We start from the raw sequence: 15,285 nt of genomic DNA on the forward strand, positions 1-15,285 counted from the left end.
GAATGATCCGCGATGATGACGCCATGCGGTTCACGTTTGTCGGCGATTCCATGACCATCGGCTGCGCCGGCGACTTCACCTGGCGCTACCGGATGTGGCAGCACCTCACCTCCACCCTCGGTGCGCCGTTCGCGATCGTCGGGCCGCGCAGCGCGCTGTACGACACGGTGGCGGGCGCCCCCGTCAGTCACGAGTACGGCGCACCGGAATTCCCCGCCGGGGCCCGCGCCCATCTGGCCGGCTGGGGCGAGGGCTGGCTGCACATGGCCCCGGTGATCGCCGACACGGTGGCCGGGCACGGCACGGACGTCCTGCTCGTCTCGCTCGGCCTGATAGACCTCGGGTTCTACACGGACAGCGACCAGACCACCCTGAACGCACGGGCGTTCATCGCGGCGGCGCGCACCGCCAACCCGCACGTCAAGATGGTCCTCATGCCCGTGATACCGAACATCCGGGCCGAGTCGGACGCCCCGTTCGCCGCCGAGTGCGACCGCTTCAACGAACTCCTGGCGAAGGCCGTCGCCGACCTCGACGACCCGATGTCCCCGGTCCTGCTGGCCTCCCGCCCCCCGGGGTACGACATCCACGACGACACCTACGACGGTACGCATCCCGGTCCGACCGGCGAGCACGCGCTGGCAGGTGCGTTCGCCGACGCGATGCATCAGGCGTGGGGGCTGGGCGGCCCGTACGCTCCCCGGCCGTGAACCGTCACGAAAGGGCACTGACATGACAGGAACGGCAAGCCGGTACCTCTATCTCGTCCGGCACGGCGAGGCGGCGGGGGAGGACGACGGCAGCGCGCTGACGGAGGCCGGCCGCCACCAGGCCCAGCTGCTCGGCCGGCGGCTGCGCGAGCACCCGATCTCGGTGGTGCGCCACGGCCCGCTGACCCGGGCCGCCGAGACGGCGAAGCTGATCGGCGAACAGCTCGACGGCGTCCCCGTCCAGGTCGCCGAGACGGCCGACGACTACGTTCCGCACTTCCCGGACCGGGCGGAGCTGCCCGCCGACAGCGCCGACCGCTTCATGCGGTTCCTGGAACCGTGCACCGCCGAAGAGCGGCTGCGGGGGCCGGAGTTGGCAAGCCGGGCCCTGACCGAGCTCACCGGCCCGCCGGAGGGCGACGAGGACGTCCACGAAGTCGTCGTCACCCACAGCTTCCTGGTGTCCTGGCTGATGCGGGACGCCATGGACGCGCCGAAGTGGCGCTGGCTCGGCCTCAACCACGGCAATGCCTCGCTGACGGTGATCCGCTACGCCCCGGGCCGCCCGGCGTCGGTCCTGGTCTCCAACGACATGCGGCATCTGCCCGACGAGCTGTGCTGGACGGGTTTCCCGCCGGAACTCCGGGTCTGAGCCCTCAGGGCCTTTCGTTCGAGGAGGGCCGGGCCCGTACGTGCATCCGCTCCCCCTGCTGCCCGAACAGGCTGAGGAATTCGACCGGATCGGGCCCGGCGCTCGCCCACGCGTGCGGCGTACGCGTGTCGAACTCGGCGACCTCACCGGCGGTGAGCACCAGATCGTGCTCGCCCAGCAGCAGCCGCAGCCGCCCCGCCAGTACGTACAGCCACTCGTAGCCCTCGTGCACCCGCTGCTCCAGCGGCCCCGTGGCCCCCCGGCCGCCCGGCAGGATCTGCTTGTACGCGTGCAGCCCGCCCAGGTGCCGGGTGAGCGGCACGAACGTCATGCCGTCGCGGACGAAGGGGCGGAAGTGGACGCGCGGGTCACCGGTGTCCGGGGCGCCGACCAGCTCGTCCAGCTGGACCCCGTACGCCTTGGCCAGCGGCAGCAGCAGTTCGAGCGTGGGCTTGCGGCCGCCGGACTCCAGGCGCGAGAGGGTGCTCAGCGAGATCCCGGTCGTCTCGCTGAGCTGCGCCAGGGTCGTGCCGCGTTCCTGGCGCAGGGCCCGCAGGCGTGGGCCGACGCCTGTCAGGACGGTCGTGATCTCGTCGTCGTCCGGTCGTTCCGTGTGCTCCGCGCCGTCTGCCATGGGCCCCATCATGTCCCCACCGGCGGCCGACGCGGCGACCGGACGCGTCAGGACGAAAGGATCATGGACAGCGAGAGCCGGGTCAGCTCGTCGGTCAGCCACTCTGCGTCGACCTGGCGGGGCCGGCGGCCGTGGTGGGCCATGAGCTCGTCCACCGCGTGGTTGAGCACCGTGACGGTGACCTTGTGGTCCCTGGCCACCGCCTCGCCCCGACGCACGGCCCGCTCGGCCTCGGACGTCAGGAACTCGATCCACATCGCCCGCCAGGTCTGGAGGTGGTTGTCCACCTCCCGGCTCACCCCGAGCACCTCGACGAAGGCCACCCTGGCCGCGCACTTGTCCTCGGTGACCGCCCTCACGTAGGCCTCGAAGAGCCGCCGGGTCCGTTCCGTCGTCGGGCAGTCCTCCATGCCCTCCGCCATCAGTGCGTTCTCGGCCGCGCGCAGCCCGTACGTCGCCACCTCGTCGTAGAGCGCCATCAGCAGCACTTCCCGGGAGAGGAACTCCTGATGGAAGACATGGGTGGGCACCTTCGCGCGGGCGCACAACTCCTCGACGCCGGTGTGCGCGTACCCGTAGGCGCCGAACAACTCGCGCCCCGCCCGCAGGAGTCGGTCCCGTGCTCCCAGGAGCTCCATGGGCGGCCCGACCGCCCCGTTCCGCCGGCTCGCCACGACACCCGCCATCGGTCCTCCTTCGTCGTCCGTACCGCTGCCCCCACTCTTCCCGCTCCCCTCGGTCGGTGGTGGGTCCGCCACGCACTGAGGACTCCATCACTTCCCGGGGTCCCCCGCCTCCGGAACTCCCCAAGAAACAACCCTCGGGGGGCGCGAGAACTGCCCCTTCACGCCTCGGCGCAGGCGCCCCCGCCCCCGTGGCGGGACCGTGTGCGCGGGGTTGTCGGCCCCGCCCCGCCCGCCCGCAAGGCCGCCGCCGGGAGGTTTCGCCGGGCTCTGCCCAACTGGGCTGCGCCGCCTTGCGAATCTACGATTTCCCCAGGTGGAAAGGGGGTCCCCATGGACCGGAACATACGCTCGACGGATGACGTACTGCGGCTCATGGACGGCCTGTTCGCACGGGACGCCGACCGGTGGACGGCCGAAGCGGGCTCCTGGTGGGACGGCTTCTACGCGGACGGGGAGAGGCCCGTGCCGTTCTTCGCGGCGAAGCCGGACGAGCACCTCGTCTCGTACGCCGAGCGCGGGCTGATCACCCCGGGCCGCGTCCTGGAACTCGGCTGCGGGCCCGGCCGCAACGCCGTCCATCTGGCGTCCCTGGGCTTCGAGGTCGACGCGGTGGACCTGTCCGCGTCGGCCCTCGCGCGGGCGGCGGAGCGCGCCCGCGAGGCGGGGGCGGACGTCCGGTTCCACCACGGCGACGTCTTCGAACTCGTGGCGACGGAACCGACGCTGACCGGCCCTTACGACCTGGTCCACGACTCCGGCTTCTTCCACCACCTGCCGCCGCACCGCCGCATCAGCTACCTCGCCCTGCTCGACCGGGTCCTCGCCCCCGGCGGCGGTTTCGCCCTCGCCTGCTTCGCGTCCGGCGAGGGCGGCATGGGCTCCGAACTCCCCGACGAGGCGTTCTACGAGCGGGGCGGACTCCAGGGCGGGCTCCAGGGCGGACTCGCCTACACGCCCGAGTCGTTGCGCCGGATCTTCTCCGGCCTGACGGAGATCGAGCTCCGCCGGATGCACGACGAGCCGTCCGGCTCCCCGCTCTTCGGTGAACCCTTCCTCTGGACGGCCCTGTTCCGCCGGCCCGCCTGACCCGCCCGGACCCGGCATCAGGAAACCGCGGCCGGTGAAGCGCGTGCTTCACCTGCCGCGGGGTTGTTCCGTACGGTCAGGCCTTGCCGGTGCAGATGGCGTCGTACGGCCGTCCCGGGCTCGGGAACAGCTCCAGCGGCTCACTGCCGGACGGGCATTCCTCGGCGGTCTTCGTCAGGTCGAGCACCTTGCTCACACCGGCGCCGCCACCGGCGCAGGCGACCTCCTTGGCCTGGTCGTTCACGCAGTCGCCCTTCACCAGCTGCCCGCCGCCCGCACCGGCGTCACCGGGGTGGTCGCCGCTCAGGTTGCGGCCGCAGATGGTCTTGCTGGGTATGCCGGCGCTTGCGTTGCCGGAACCGAAGGAGACCTTCACCGAGATGATCGCGTCCGTGCCGGCCGGGCACTGGATGGAGTCGGCGAACATGGCGCCGTCCTTGATCTCCAGGGCCTTGAGCGTCGCCTTGGAGTCGTCGCAGTCCAGCGGCTGGTAGGCGTCCTTCTTGCTGCTGTCGGGCCCGGCGCAGTCGCCGACCTTCCAGTCCTTGGCCTCGTGGGTCCCGTCGCTCGACGACTTGTTGCAGGCGGTGGCCGCCCCCAGGACGAGCGCGACGGCCAGCACCGCCTTCGAGCCGTTCAGAAGAGCCTTGCGAGAGCCGCGTCGCGCGGGGGAAACACTGCTGCTTCGGCTGCCGCCGTGGGGGTGCGTGCTGCCGTTGACTCTCATGCTGCTCCTTGGAGTTCGGGTATGTGGCGCGGCCCGCACAAGCACTCGGCGTGGCCCGCGCATGGTGGCGCGCGCGTGATGACGACAGGACCGGGCACCGTGGTTCCCGCTCCGGCGCATTCAGCTCCTATGCGGGACCGGCGCAACGAATTCCACGTCGGCGGCGCGCGCCACGACCTCCAGATCGCTGCCGAGTGCCCATTCGGCGACCCGCGAGACCATGGCGGCCGGGACGGGGCCGCTGATCCCCGGCGCGGCCGGGATGTCGTGCGTCGCGTGCGCGTCGTGCGGCATGACGACCCGGTACCCCAGCTCCAGCGCCGTACGGGCCGTCGCCTGTACGCACATCTCGGACATCACCCCGCAGACGGCGAGCGCCCGCACCCCCGAGTCCCTCAACAGGCCACCCAGCGGCGTGCCGTGGAACCCGTCGTCCCTGAGCTTGCGGACGACGACCTCCGTGTCCGAGGCGTCGACGCGGTGGTGCAGCTCCCAGCCGGGTGTCCCCGGCTCGTCCCCCGCCCCGGGCCGCCCGTCGTTCTGCACATGGACGACGAGCGCCCCGCTCCTGCGTGCCCGCGCGATCAGCCCCGCCGTCCGGTCCACGAGCCGGTCCGCCCCGGGCACCGCCCGTTCACCGACGACCGCGTCCGCCTGGACGTCCACGACGAGCAGTGCCTGTACGGGAAGTGCGCGATCGCTCATGCCGCCATCATGTCCGCCGGCGCCGGTGCGCCTCCACCTGTTTTGGAGCCCTGGCGCAGGGCCGACCGCCGTCCCGCGCTAGGCCCTCAGCCCCACGACGCCCCAGCCCCGCCGGGCCGCTTCGGTGAGGACGTGTCCCCACTCCGCCAGCAGCCGGGCGAACGCGTCGAAGTCGGCGATCCAGCCGTCGGGCACCGCGGCGTGCTCGTCGAACGCCTCGCGCAGCCCTTCGAGCCGCGGCCGTACGCCCTCCCAGGTCGCGACCAGCTCCCGGACGCCCTGCGGTGACCGGGCGACCATCAGGCCGTACGTGCCTTGCTGGTCACCGGCGAAGAAGTCCAGGTCCATCCGCCTCGACTCTCCGTCCACGCCGTCCCAGACCAACCCGAGCAGGAAGCTGTCCAGCTCGGCCCGCACCAGCGGATCGGCGTGCTCCCGGACGTGGTCCCAGCGGTGCGTGGCCCAGAAGTGCGGCTTGTACGAGCCCAGGGTGTGCAGGAACTCGTAGACGGCGAAGCGATCGCTGTTCGTCCCCCGCGGCCACTTCCAGTCGCCGTCGACCTCCGGGGCGTCGTGGTCCCACAGCCCTGTCTCGTCGGCGTCCCAGGCGTTCTCCAGCCGGGACAGCCGCTCGCGCGGCGGCACTTCGCCCAGCCATGACCAGTCGGTGATCAGCACCGTTATGTCGACCCCCATGGCGCGAGGCTACCGGCCACGGCCGGGCCGCCGTCGCGGTTGCGCCTGCGCATCGCGTAACAGATGTACATCTGATACATTCGCAACATGAGTGAGCCTGTCATCGAATCCATGGCGGAGGTTCGCCGTCACCTCGCCGATGCCATAGACCGTGCACACCGGGACGACACCCCGACGATCATCACGCGCCGCGGCAGGCGCGAAGCCGTGCTGGTCGATATCGACGAGTACCTGCGCCTGAAGCAGGCCGCCGAACAGCAAGAGGACGAGTGGCTGAACCGACTGGCCGACGAAGCCGAGTCCGAGGGTCTGGAAGGTTCGGTCTCCATGGAGGAAATGGCCGCACTCCTGCGATCGGCGCCCTGACCGGATGGGACACGTCACGCGATTCACCTCGCACGCACAACGGGACCTGCTGAAAGTTCCCCGCCAGGACGCGCTGCGCATCCTCATCCGGCTCAGCGAGCTTCAGAAGGCACTGGACACAGGCGACACCACGGCCTTCGACATCAAGGCGCTCCAGGGTCATTCCGATCGCTGGCGGCTGAGAATCGGCGACTACCGCGCCGTCTACACGATCGAGGACGGCCGGCTGATCCTCTGGGTGCTGACGGTCGGACACCGCCGCGAGGTCTACCGCGGTCGGTGACAGCAGCCGACGGCCCCCGAAGGGCCACCGCCCAGGCCGCCCCGGCCGGCGCGGCCTGGGCGGTCGACCGCTGAACCGGTCCGTGGATCAGGACGTCAGGACGGGCATTCCGCCAGCTTCGGCTTGTTCGGCGGGCTCGCCCGGTTCAGCAGGGGGGCGAGGTGGTCGGCGTACAGCTGCTCCCAGACACCGTCGGTCATGATCTTCTTCAGTGCCGAACACACCTCCCTCTTCAGCCCCTTCTCGTCCGGCTTCATGGCGACGCCGTAGCCCTCCGCACCCGGACCGCTGTCCAGCCGCTTCAGCTCGGTGGGCTTGTCCTTGACGAAGCCGGCGAGGATGACGTCGTCCGTGCTCACCGCGTAGACCGACGACGCCGGGTCCAACAGGTCGCGCACGCAACGGTCGTAGCCGTTCGGCAGCGACTCCGTCATGTTGTAGCCCGCCTTGGGCAGCCATGACTCGTACGTCGAACTCCTGGCGGTGCACACCTCGAACTGCTTGTTGCGCAGCATCCGGGAGTCGTCGATCGCCCCCGCCTTCGCCTTCTTGCGGACCATGAAGCTCCGGCTGGCCACGTAGTACGGCCCGGCGAACGCGACGCTGTAGTCGGGCGCCTTCGCGTGCTTGCGCTCCTCCGTGATGCTGTAGGTGGCGATGACCAGATCCACATCGCCCTTCTGCAGTATCGTGCTCCGGTTCTCGCTGCTCACGGGCTCGAAGGTGACCTGGTCACGGCTGTAGCCCATGTCGCGCGCGATGGCATGGGCGACGTCGATCTCGTACCCGCGGTACGTGCCGTTCCTGGTCTTCTCGCTCAGTCCGGGCTGATCGGCCTTGACGCCCACCTTCAGGACCGGGTGCGTCCTGATGTACGGGGCGGCCGGGGACCCGCCGCCCGGACGGCCGCCCGCCTCCGACGTACCGTCCCCCTGCATCCGGTCCACGGCGAACCATCCGAGACCGGCCACCAACGCGGCGCACACCGCGACCGCCGAGAGCTTCTGCCATCGCGGGACGCCCTTCTTCGGCCGCCGGGGCGGCACGGGCGATGCCTGAGGAGGTACGGGCACGGGCACGGGCTCGGGCGCAGGGGCAGGTACCGGGACGGGTACCGGCACCGGGTCCGGCTTGGCGGCGGAGTCGCGGAGGATGCTCCGGAGCATCTCCTCCGCGCTCCCGGCGCTCAGCCGGCGGCGCGGATCCTTGTGCATCAGCCGCTCCACGACCTCGGCCAGCTCCCCGCCGTGCTCCATCGGCAGGGGGTCGTACTGGCAGGCGGCGAACAGGACCTCGTGCCCGTTCGGCCGGTCGAAGGGGTGCCTGCCCTCGACCATCTCGTACAGCGTGACGCCCAGCGACCACAGGTCGGAGGCGGGTGTCGCGGTGCTCTTCTGCGCCGTCGGGGCGAGCAGCTCGGGCGCCAGGTACTTGTACGTGCCGATGAGCTCACCGGCCCTGGTGAGCGGGGCGGCACCGTCGAAGGTCGCGATCCCGAAGTCCGCCAGGATCGCGAAGTCCTCCTTGCCGAAGAGGATGTTGGCCGGCTTCACATCGCGGTGGACCACCCCCTCCTTGTGGACCTCCCGGAGCCCGCTCAGCACCTGGAGGCCGATCGCGGCCGTCCGCCGCACCGGCAGCCGGTGCTCGGTGCGCATCAGGTCCGCCAGGGAACGCGCGTCGAGCAGGTCCATCACGATCCAGACCTGTTTGCCGGACTCGACCCGGTCGTGCACCGACACCACGTTGGGATGCTTGATCTTGGCGATGGCCGCGGCCTCCCGCCGGGCCCGCTGCATCATCTGCTCCTGCGTGGCCGCCCCCGCGGGGTACCGGCCGAGCAGACCCTTCACCGCGACACGCCGGCCCAGGCGGGTGTCCAGGGCCTCCCAGACCTCGCCCATGCCACCGCGCCCGAGGCTGCGCAGCAACTCGTAACGTCCGTCGATCACATGGTGCGGTGCGGGGGCCGCCGCTTGTTCCGGCGACCGGGACGGCTCCGACGCCGGCTCGGTCTCCGGCCACGACTGCCCGTGGTCCGCATCGCGACCGTCCGTACCCTCGCTGTGCATGCGACCCCCTGTGGACTACATGGAGGCAACAGACTAGACGCTCGGTCATACCCCGAAGCGGCTCGCAGCACTTGTGATTCGGTCACTTCAGGAGCGCCTTCCGGACCGGCGCCGTCTCCGTCCGCCGTGCCCATCACCCGTCCGTGAACCGCTCCCCGCACCGGCTGCAGAACACCGGCTCCGGGTCCCGCGAGAGGCCGCCGCACCCCGGGCAGACCAGGTCCAGCATGCAGGGCGCCTCCCCGCCCTCGTACGAGAGTGCCGGGGCGGCCGCGGACTTGATGGTGAGGCCGGGGCGGCGTCGGTGGACGGTCAGGAAGGTGAGGCCGCCAGGGCCGGCCACGAGGGCGCGGCGGGAGGTGCGGGGCAGCCAGACGACGGTGGTGGGGGTCAGCTCCAGCGATTCGCCCCCCGCGTCGATCCGGCCGTCGCCCGCGACGACGACCAGGAGGACGTCGAGCACGTCCTCCTGGTGCTCACCCACCTCGCCGCCGGGCGGAAGGCGTACCAGGTTGGCGTCCAATTCGCGGCCCTGCTCGGCCAGTTGCCACAGGGCCCCGCGCCGGTCGGGGGTCGCGTCGCGGAGCAGCTCGTCGAGTACGGCGAGAACGCGCGGTACGGAAGTCACGGCAGCCAGGCTACGCCCGGCCGGGGGCAGTGCCCGGGGGCGGTGCCGGACTGTCCCACCGGCATGCGAAGCTGTGCTTCCGCTGTATGCGCGCGCCGGCACTCGTACCCCCCACCGGTCACCTGTGACCTGTGCCGTCGCCTGCCCCAGCGGTTCATGGCAACGAACAACGAAGACGATCCTTGGGGTACGACTTGAGATCGAAGCGCAGAATCACCAATCAGCCCTTCTCGAAGCGAAGAATCTGGGTCACGGCCGCCGTGGCGACCGCGGCCGTCGCCGGTGTCCTGGTCTTCGAGGGGGTGACGGGCAACTCCTCGGTGGACACCGACGCCAAGTCCGGCCCGCCGAAGACCGATGTGCGCGCCACCTCGCTGAAGGTCGGCGACGACGGCACGTCCGCCGTCCTGGGCAAGCGGGACACCGCGCCGTTCAGCATGCTGGGCATCACCTGGACCGACCCGGCGGCCAGGGTCACCGGAGCCGTGGAGGTCCGCACCAAGTCTGCGACCAGCGGGAACTGGACGTCCTGGGTGCCGCTCGAAACCGACCTGGACGGGCGTACGGAGACCGGCCGGTCCGGCGTACGAGGGAGCACCGAGCCCCGCTGGGTGGGGCCATCGAACGGTGTGGAGGTACGGATCAACGCGGGCGGCAAGGTCTCCGCGAAGCTGCCCGCGGGGCTGCGGCTGAACACCGTGGACCCGGGCCGGGGCGGCTCGCCCGCCGCGGAACCGGCCGCCTTCGCGGCCGATCTGCCCGCCGAGGACCCGTCGGCCACACCCTCCACCGACCCGACGGACCCGGTCCCGTCCGAACCGGCGGCCACGCCGGGCGACGGCACGGAACCGCCCGCCGAGCCCACGCCGTCCGAACCGGCGTCACCGGCCCCGTCCGAACCGGCCACCGAGGAGCCCACTCCCCCGGCGAGCCCGAGCCCCTCGGCGTCGCCCAGCTCCTCCCCGGCCGAGACCCTGCCGCCCGCGCCGCCGTCGACCGTGCCGAAGCCGCCGATCGTCTCGCGGGCCGGCTGGAGTGCCGACGAGTCGATCAGCCCGGAGGCGCCGGAGTACCTGGACGGCGTCAAGGCCGTGTTCGTCCACCACACCGCGGGGAGCAACAACTACTCCTGCGCCGACTCCGCGGCGGTGGTGCGGAGCCTGTACGCGTACCACGTCCTGAGCGAGAAGTGGAAGGACATCGGCTACAACTTCCTGGTCGACAAGTGCGGGACTGTCTTCGAGGGCCGTAAGGGCGGTGTGGACCGGCCGGTGTTCGGCGCGCACACCTACGGCTTCAACCGGGAGTCGGCCGGTATCGCGGTCATCGGCACGTACACGGACGCGACCGCGCCCAGCGCGGTGACCACGGCGGTGGCCCGGGTCGCCGCGTGGAAGCTCGGCCAGTACCAGGGCGACCCGGCGGGCAGCACCATGCTCACCGCGGGCGCCACCGGCAGCAACTACTTCGGCACGAAGTTCACCGCCGGTACGAAGTACTCCTTCAAGCAGATCTCCGGGCACCGCGACGGCTTCAACACCCAGTGCCCCGGCACCATGCTGTACGGGCAGCTGAAGTCGATCCGCGATCTCGCCGCGGGCCCCGTCACCGGGCTGGCCGTCAAGTCGGTGACCGGCGCCGGGCTCTCGGGCACGACGTACTACACCAGGTCCGCGATCACCGTGGGCTGGTCGGCGAGCACCCCGAGCGCGTTCATCTCCAAGTACGAGCTGCTCGTCGACGGCAAGTCCGTGGCCACCACCGCGGGCACCGCCACCTCCGCGCCGGCCACCCTCGCCCTCGGCACCCACCAGGTGCAGGTCCGCGCCACCCACCAGTCGGGCAAGGTCACCACGTCGGCGGCGGCCACCGTGGTCGCCGAGCAGACGGCGCCCACGTTCTCCACCAAGCCGAACCTGGCGCTGCGCACCGGCACGGTGAACACCACGGCCGTCCCGCTCACCCTGAAGTGGAAGGCCACCGACGCCGCTTCGCTCAAGGAGGTCCGGCTCACCGCACCAGTCGCCAAGACCTACGGCCCGACGACCACCAGCGCCTCGCACACCGCCAAGTCCGGGGTGGCGACCACCTGGTCCATGAAGGCGTACGACCGGGCGGGCAACACCGCCACCGCCTCGGTCGCCGGTACGCCGGTCATCGTGCAGGAGAGCTCGGCGACGAAGTCCGGTACGTGGACGACGCGGTCCTCGTCGAGCTACCTCGGCGGCAAGTCGTACTCCAGCTCGTCGAAGGGCGCTTCGCTGAGCTGGACGTTCACCGGCCGCTCGGTCGCCCTGGTGGCGTCCCGGGCGACCACCTCCGGCCAGGCGTACGTCTATGTGGACGGGGTGAAGGTGTCCACGGTGGATCTGAAGTCCAGCACCACCAAGTACCGTGACGCGCTGTGGACGAAGAGCTGGTCGTCCAGTGCCAAGCACACCGTCAAGATCGTCGTCGTCGCCACCTCCGGCCGGCCGACGGTCACCACCGACGGCATCGTGTACCTGAAGTAGTCCGCACCATGCACCGCCGACTGCCCCCGGCCCCTTCGCCGGGGGCAGTCGCATGCGCCCACCCTTGCTTCGAGCGGACTCGAAGGCGTTGGCTTGATCCCCATGGAGTACACACAGCTCGGACGCACCGGGCTCAAGGTCAGCCGTCTCGTCCTCGGCACCATGAACTTCGGCCCGCAGACCGACGAGGTGGACAGCCACGCCATCATGGACGCGGCGCTGGACACGGGTCTGAACTTCTTCGACACCGCGAACGTGTACGGCTGGGGCGAGAACAAGGGCCGCACCGAGGAGATCATCGGCACCTGGTTCGCCAAGGGCGGCGAACGCCGCGACAAGGTGGTCCTGGCCACCAAGATGTACGGGAACATGGGCGCCGACGGCGAGGCCTGGCCCAACCACGACAAGCTCTCGGCCGTGAACATCCGGCGCTCCGTCGATGCCTCGCTGAAGCGGCTCCGGACGGACTACATCGACCTCTACCAGTTCCACCACGTCGACCGGAACACCCCCTTCGAGGAGATCTGGCAGGCGATCGACGTCCTGGTCCAGCAGGGCAAGATCCTGTACGCGGGTTCGTCGAACTTCGCCGGTTACAAGATCGCCCAGGCCAATGAACTGGCCGCCCGGCGCGGCTCGCTGGGCCTGGTCAGCGAGCAGTGCATCTACAACCTGATCGAGCGCCGCGCCGAGATGGAGGTCATCCCGGCCGCGCAGGACTACGGCCTCGGCGTCATCCCGTGGTCCCCGCTGCACGGCGGGCTGCTGGGCGGTGTGCTGAAGAAGGAGCGCGAGGGCACGGCCGGCCGCTCGGCCTCGGGCCGCAGCGCGGACGCGCTGAAGGATGCGGCGCAGCGCGCGAAGATCCAGGCGTACGAGGACCTGCTCGACAAGCACGGTCTGGAGCCGGGCGAGGTCGGCCTGGCCTGGCTGCTCACCCGGCCGGGGGTGACGGGGCCGATCGTCGGGCCGCGCAACCAGGAGCAGCTGGACTCGGCGCTGCGGGCGCTGGAGCTCGACCTCTCGGCGGAGCTGCTGGCCTCGCTGGACGAGATCTTCCCGGGCCCGGGGCCCTCGCCGGAGGCGTTCGCCTGGTAAGGGTCTCTTCGTGAGGCCCCTTCGACGGGCCGCCGCCGTCCCCGCCCCCGGCGGGGCGGGCGGCGGCCCGTTCGCGTACCCGGTTCAGGACGCGTCCAGTTCCTTCAGGGTCGCCGCCAGCCAGTCCAGCTCCGCCTCGCTGGTCGCACGGGCGATCCTCAGCAGCCCGCGCCGGAACGGGTCGTCGAACGACTCGGCGCCCAGCGGGCGATCCCCCTCGTAGAAGAAGCTGCTCGGCTCCTCCAGGAACGCGAGCCGGCGCCGCAGTACGTCCGCCTGCTCGGCCGGGGACGAGAGGTGGCGCAGAAAGGCGAGGACGGTGAACCAGCGGTTCTCGTCGCTGATGTCCACCTCGTCGGCCTCCCGCAGCCGGTGCCGCAGTTCCTCGCGCCCCGCACCGGTCAGGGTGAGGGTGTGCCGGGGGGCGGCCCTGCTGCCGGGTTCGGTGCGGCGCTCCAGCCATCCGGCGCGCTCCAGGCGCTTGATCGCCGGGTACAGCGTGCCGTCGGCGATGGGGCGGACGTGTCCGGTGAGGTGGGCGACCCGGCGCTTCAGCTCGTAGCCGTGCAGCGGTTGCTCGTACAGAAATCCAAGGATGGCCAGTTCCAGCATGTGCGTATCCTCTCCGACGCACTTTATACATCGGCATCTATGTATAGTCTCCCCGATACTTAATGGCAGTGACGGCAGTGACGGCAGCGACGGCAATGGCGGTGGCGGTGGCGGTGGCCGCAGCGCCGACGAGGAGGACGACATGCACAACGCCCGGGTGACCGAAGGCGGCGCGCGTATCCGGTGGGTGGAGCTCCCCGGCCGGTCCGGAAGTTCGCGGACCAGGGTCTACCTGCACGGACTCGGGGCCTCGTCCGGCCCGTACTTCACCGCGAGCGCCGCCCATCCGCTGCTGGCGGACGGCCGCTCGCTGCTCATGGATCTGCTCGGCTTCGGGATCAGCGACCGCCCCACGGAGTTCGGCTACACGCTGGAGGAGCACGCCGACGCGGTGGCCGCGGCGCTGGAGGCGGCCGGGGCGTGCGGCGCGGACGTGATCGCGCACAGCATGGGCGGGGCGGTGGCCGTCGTGCTCGCGGCGCGCCATCCGCACCTGGTGGCCCGGCTGGTCCTGGTCGACGCCAATCTGGACCCGGTCGCCCCCGGCCCCGCCCGGCCGGGCAGCAGCGGCATCGCGGCGTACTCGGAGGAGGAGTTCCTGTCGTACGGCCGCTTCGAGGTGCGCGAGCGGGTGGGGCCGCACTGGTGGGCGACCATGCGCCTGGCGGGCCACGAGGCGCTGCACCGCAGCGCGGTGCACCTCGCCGCCGGGACGACGCCGACGATGCGGGAAATCCTGCTGGGCCTGAAGATCCCGCGTACGTTCCTGCGCCCGTCGGCCGACGGTCCGCTGCCCGGCGAGGAGACGCTCGTCGGGCACGGGGTGCGGGTCGTGGCGGTCCCGGACTGCGGGCACAACATCATGCTGGACAACCCGCAGGCGTTCGCCGAGGAGACCGCGCGGGCCCTCGCGGTCTGAGGGCCGGCCGGGTCACGCCCCGACGGCGGCCGCCACGGCGACGACGACGAACATCAGTACGAGCGCGGCCGCCATGATGCGGTTTCTGGTCTTCGGATCCACCCTTCGAGCCTAACCGCCGGTCTCAGTGCCCCAGCGACCAGGATGCGACCACCTCGTACCTGGGCCGCTCGCCCGGCACCCCGGAGTCCGGCAGATTGCTCTGCACGAGGGCCATCTCGCCGACCTGCCACCCGGTGCCCTCGAAGCTTCCGAGCGCCTCGACGCAGGGCCGCAGGTCGACCTCGGTGCGGCGGCTGCGGGCGAGGGTGAGGTGCGGGTGGTAGGCGCGGTGCTGGTCCATCGGGATGCCGGAGCGGCGGGCGGCGGCGTCCGCGCGCTCGGCGAGCAGCCGCAGCGTGTCCAGGGCGCCCGCGGCCCCCGCCCACAGGGCCCGCCCGCCGAACCGGCCGGCGCCGTGGATGCGGAGCGGGAAGGGCTCGGTGCGGCGGGCGGCCCGCGCGAGGCGCTCCTCCAGCTCGGGCAGCAGCTCCTCGTCCACGGGCCCGAGAAACGCCAGCGTGAAGTGCCAGCCGGGCACCCCGGTCCAGCGCAGCCGCTCGGCCTCGGGCAGCGCGTGCAGCGGGGCGACGGCGCGGCGCAGTTCCTCGACGGCGGGGGCGGGCGGCAGCACGGCGACGAAGAGTCTGAGACGGCTCATGCGCCGAGTGTCGCACCGTACCGGCGTGCCCTGGTCTCCGTACGTATCGTTGTACTGCGCGGCTGCCCGCGCCCGCGCGGCAGCGGGGAGGAGCGCCACGGTGACCGTCGTAGAGACCGACAGGGCCTGAGCCTGGAGACCGGCGACTTCCCCCGCGACTGACTCCCCCCGGCGCACGGCGGCCCCGGCCGGTGCTCA

At 71.4% G+C, this 15,285-nt stretch carries 17 protein-coding genes; 8 read left to right on the forward strand and 9 right to left on the reverse strand.

Annotation, left to right across the window (positions count from 1 at the left end):
• Nucleotides 1-23 precede the first annotated feature (23 nt).
• A complete protein-coding gene (locus tag ACFYY1_RS19715; RefSeq protein WP_388587034.1) occupies nt 24-710 on the forward strand; it encodes a GDSL-type esterase/lipase family protein in 687 nt (228 codons plus the stop codon).
• A 22-nt stretch (nt 711-732) separates the two neighbouring features.
• Nucleotides 733-1,362, forward strand: coding sequence for a histidine phosphatase family protein (locus tag ACFYY1_RS19720; protein WP_388587036.1), 630 nt, complete (start codon nt 733-735; stop codon nt 1,360-1,362).
• A gap of 4 nt (nt 1,363-1,366) precedes the next feature.
• On the opposite strand, the gene ACFYY1_RS19725 is transcribed toward ACFYY1_RS19720, so the two are convergent.
• Both ACFYY1_RS19725 and ACFYY1_RS19730 read right to left on the reverse strand, forming a co-directional pair.
• Nucleotides 1,367-1,996 (reverse strand): helix-turn-helix domain-containing protein, encoded by a 630-nt coding sequence (locus ACFYY1_RS19725; RefSeq protein WP_388587038.1) that lies wholly within the window; start codon nt 1,994-1,996, stop codon nt 1,367-1,369.
• A 47-nt stretch (nt 1,997-2,043) separates the two neighbouring features.
• Nucleotides 2,044-2,634, reverse strand: coding sequence for a TetR/AcrR family transcriptional regulator (locus tag ACFYY1_RS19730; protein ID WP_388587547.1), 591 nt, complete (start codon nt 2,632-2,634; stop codon nt 2,044-2,046).
• Between the two features lie 378 nt (nt 2,635-3,012).
• Here ACFYY1_RS19730 and ACFYY1_RS19735 point away from each other — a divergent pair, with 378 nt between their 5' ends.
• Complete coding sequence (locus ACFYY1_RS19735; RefSeq protein ID WP_388587041.1) at nt 3,013-3,768, forward strand: class I SAM-dependent methyltransferase; 756 nt, start codon at nt 3,013-3,015, stop codon at nt 3,766-3,768.
• Nucleotides 3,769-3,844: 76 nt separating this feature from the next.
• On the opposite strand, the gene ACFYY1_RS19740 is transcribed toward ACFYY1_RS19735, so the two are convergent.
• The 3 genes from ACFYY1_RS19740 to ACFYY1_RS19750 form a co-directional block, all read right to left on the reverse strand.
• Nucleotides 3,845-4,495, reverse strand: a complete 651-nt coding sequence (locus ACFYY1_RS19740) for a hypothetical protein (RefSeq protein ID WP_388587043.1) — start codon at nt 4,493-4,495, stop codon at nt 3,845-3,847.
• Between the two features lie 120 nt (nt 4,496-4,615).
• Nucleotides 4,616-5,200: an isochorismatase family protein gene (locus ACFYY1_RS19745; RefSeq protein WP_388587046.1), complete on the reverse strand. Its 585-nt coding sequence runs from the start codon at nt 5,198-5,200 to the stop codon at nt 4,616-4,618.
• A gap of 78 nt (nt 5,201-5,278) precedes the next feature.
• Nucleotides 5,279-5,896 (reverse strand): hypothetical protein, encoded by a 618-nt coding sequence (locus ACFYY1_RS19750; RefSeq protein WP_388587049.1) that lies wholly within the window; start codon nt 5,894-5,896, stop codon nt 5,279-5,281.
• 87 nt (nt 5,897-5,983) lie between these two features.
• Between ACFYY1_RS19750 and ACFYY1_RS19755 the strand changes: the two genes are divergently transcribed.
• Nucleotides 5,984-6,262 carry a type II toxin-antitoxin system Phd/YefM family antitoxin gene (locus ACFYY1_RS19755; protein WP_388587051.1) on the forward strand — a complete coding sequence of 93 codons (279 nt, stop codon included), beginning with the start codon at nt 5,984-5,986 and terminating at the stop codon, nt 6,260-6,262.
• 4 nt (nt 6,263-6,266) lie between these two features.
• Nucleotides 6,267-6,545 (forward strand): type II toxin-antitoxin system RelE/ParE family toxin, encoded by a 279-nt coding sequence (locus ACFYY1_RS19760; protein WP_388587054.1) that lies wholly within the window; start codon nt 6,267-6,269, stop codon nt 6,543-6,545.
• Nucleotides 6,546-6,640: 95 nt separating this feature from the next.
• Here ACFYY1_RS19760 and ACFYY1_RS19765 read toward each other — a convergent pair whose 3' ends face one another.
• Nucleotides 6,641-8,617, reverse strand: coding sequence for a serine/threonine-protein kinase (locus tag ACFYY1_RS19765; protein ID WP_388587057.1), 1,977 nt, complete (start codon nt 8,615-8,617; stop codon nt 6,641-6,643).
• Nucleotides 8,618-8,750: 133 nt separating this feature from the next.
• Nucleotides 8,751-9,245 (reverse strand): hypothetical protein, encoded by a 495-nt coding sequence (locus tag ACFYY1_RS19770; RefSeq protein WP_388587060.1) that lies wholly within the window; start codon nt 9,243-9,245, stop codon nt 8,751-8,753.
• Between the two features lie 437 nt (nt 9,246-9,682).
• On the opposite strand from ACFYY1_RS19770, the gene ACFYY1_RS19775 reads away from it, so the two are divergent.
• Nucleotides 9,683-11,758 (forward strand): N-acetylmuramoyl-L-alanine amidase, encoded by a 2,076-nt coding sequence (locus ACFYY1_RS19775; RefSeq protein ID WP_388587548.1) that lies wholly within the window; start codon nt 9,683-9,685, stop codon nt 11,756-11,758.
• A 102-nt stretch (nt 11,759-11,860) separates the two neighbouring features.
• Nucleotides 11,861-12,856 carry an aldo/keto reductase gene (locus ACFYY1_RS19780; protein ID WP_388587062.1) on the forward strand — a complete coding sequence of 332 codons (996 nt, stop codon included), beginning with the start codon at nt 11,861-11,863 and terminating at the stop codon, nt 12,854-12,856.
• Between the two features lie 84 nt (nt 12,857-12,940).
• Here the strand turns inward: ACFYY1_RS19780 and ACFYY1_RS19785 are convergent, their stop codons facing one another.
• A complete protein-coding gene (locus ACFYY1_RS19785; RefSeq protein ID WP_388587065.1) occupies nt 12,941-13,468 on the reverse strand; it encodes a PadR family transcriptional regulator in 528 nt (175 codons plus the stop codon).
• A 142-nt stretch (nt 13,469-13,610) separates the two neighbouring features.
• Between ACFYY1_RS19785 and ACFYY1_RS19790 the strand changes: the two genes are divergently transcribed.
• On the forward strand, nt 13,611-14,387 hold the full coding sequence (locus ACFYY1_RS19790) for an alpha/beta fold hydrolase (RefSeq protein WP_388587551.1): 777 nt from the start codon (nt 13,611-13,613) through the stop codon (nt 14,385-14,387).
• A gap of 124 nt (nt 14,388-14,511) precedes the next feature.
• Here ACFYY1_RS19790 and thpR read toward each other — a convergent pair whose 3' ends face one another.
• Nucleotides 14,512-15,087, reverse strand: coding sequence for an RNA 2',3'-cyclic phosphodiesterase (gene thpR, locus ACFYY1_RS19795; protein WP_388587068.1), 576 nt, complete (start codon nt 15,085-15,087; stop codon nt 14,512-14,514).
• Between the last annotated feature and the right edge of the window lie 198 nt (nt 15,088-15,285).

The sequence above is a fragment of the Streptomyces sp. NPDC001890 genome (assembly GCF_042891445.1).
Taxonomy (GTDB): domain Bacteria; phylum Actinomycetota; class Actinomycetes; order Streptomycetales; family Streptomycetaceae; genus Streptomyces.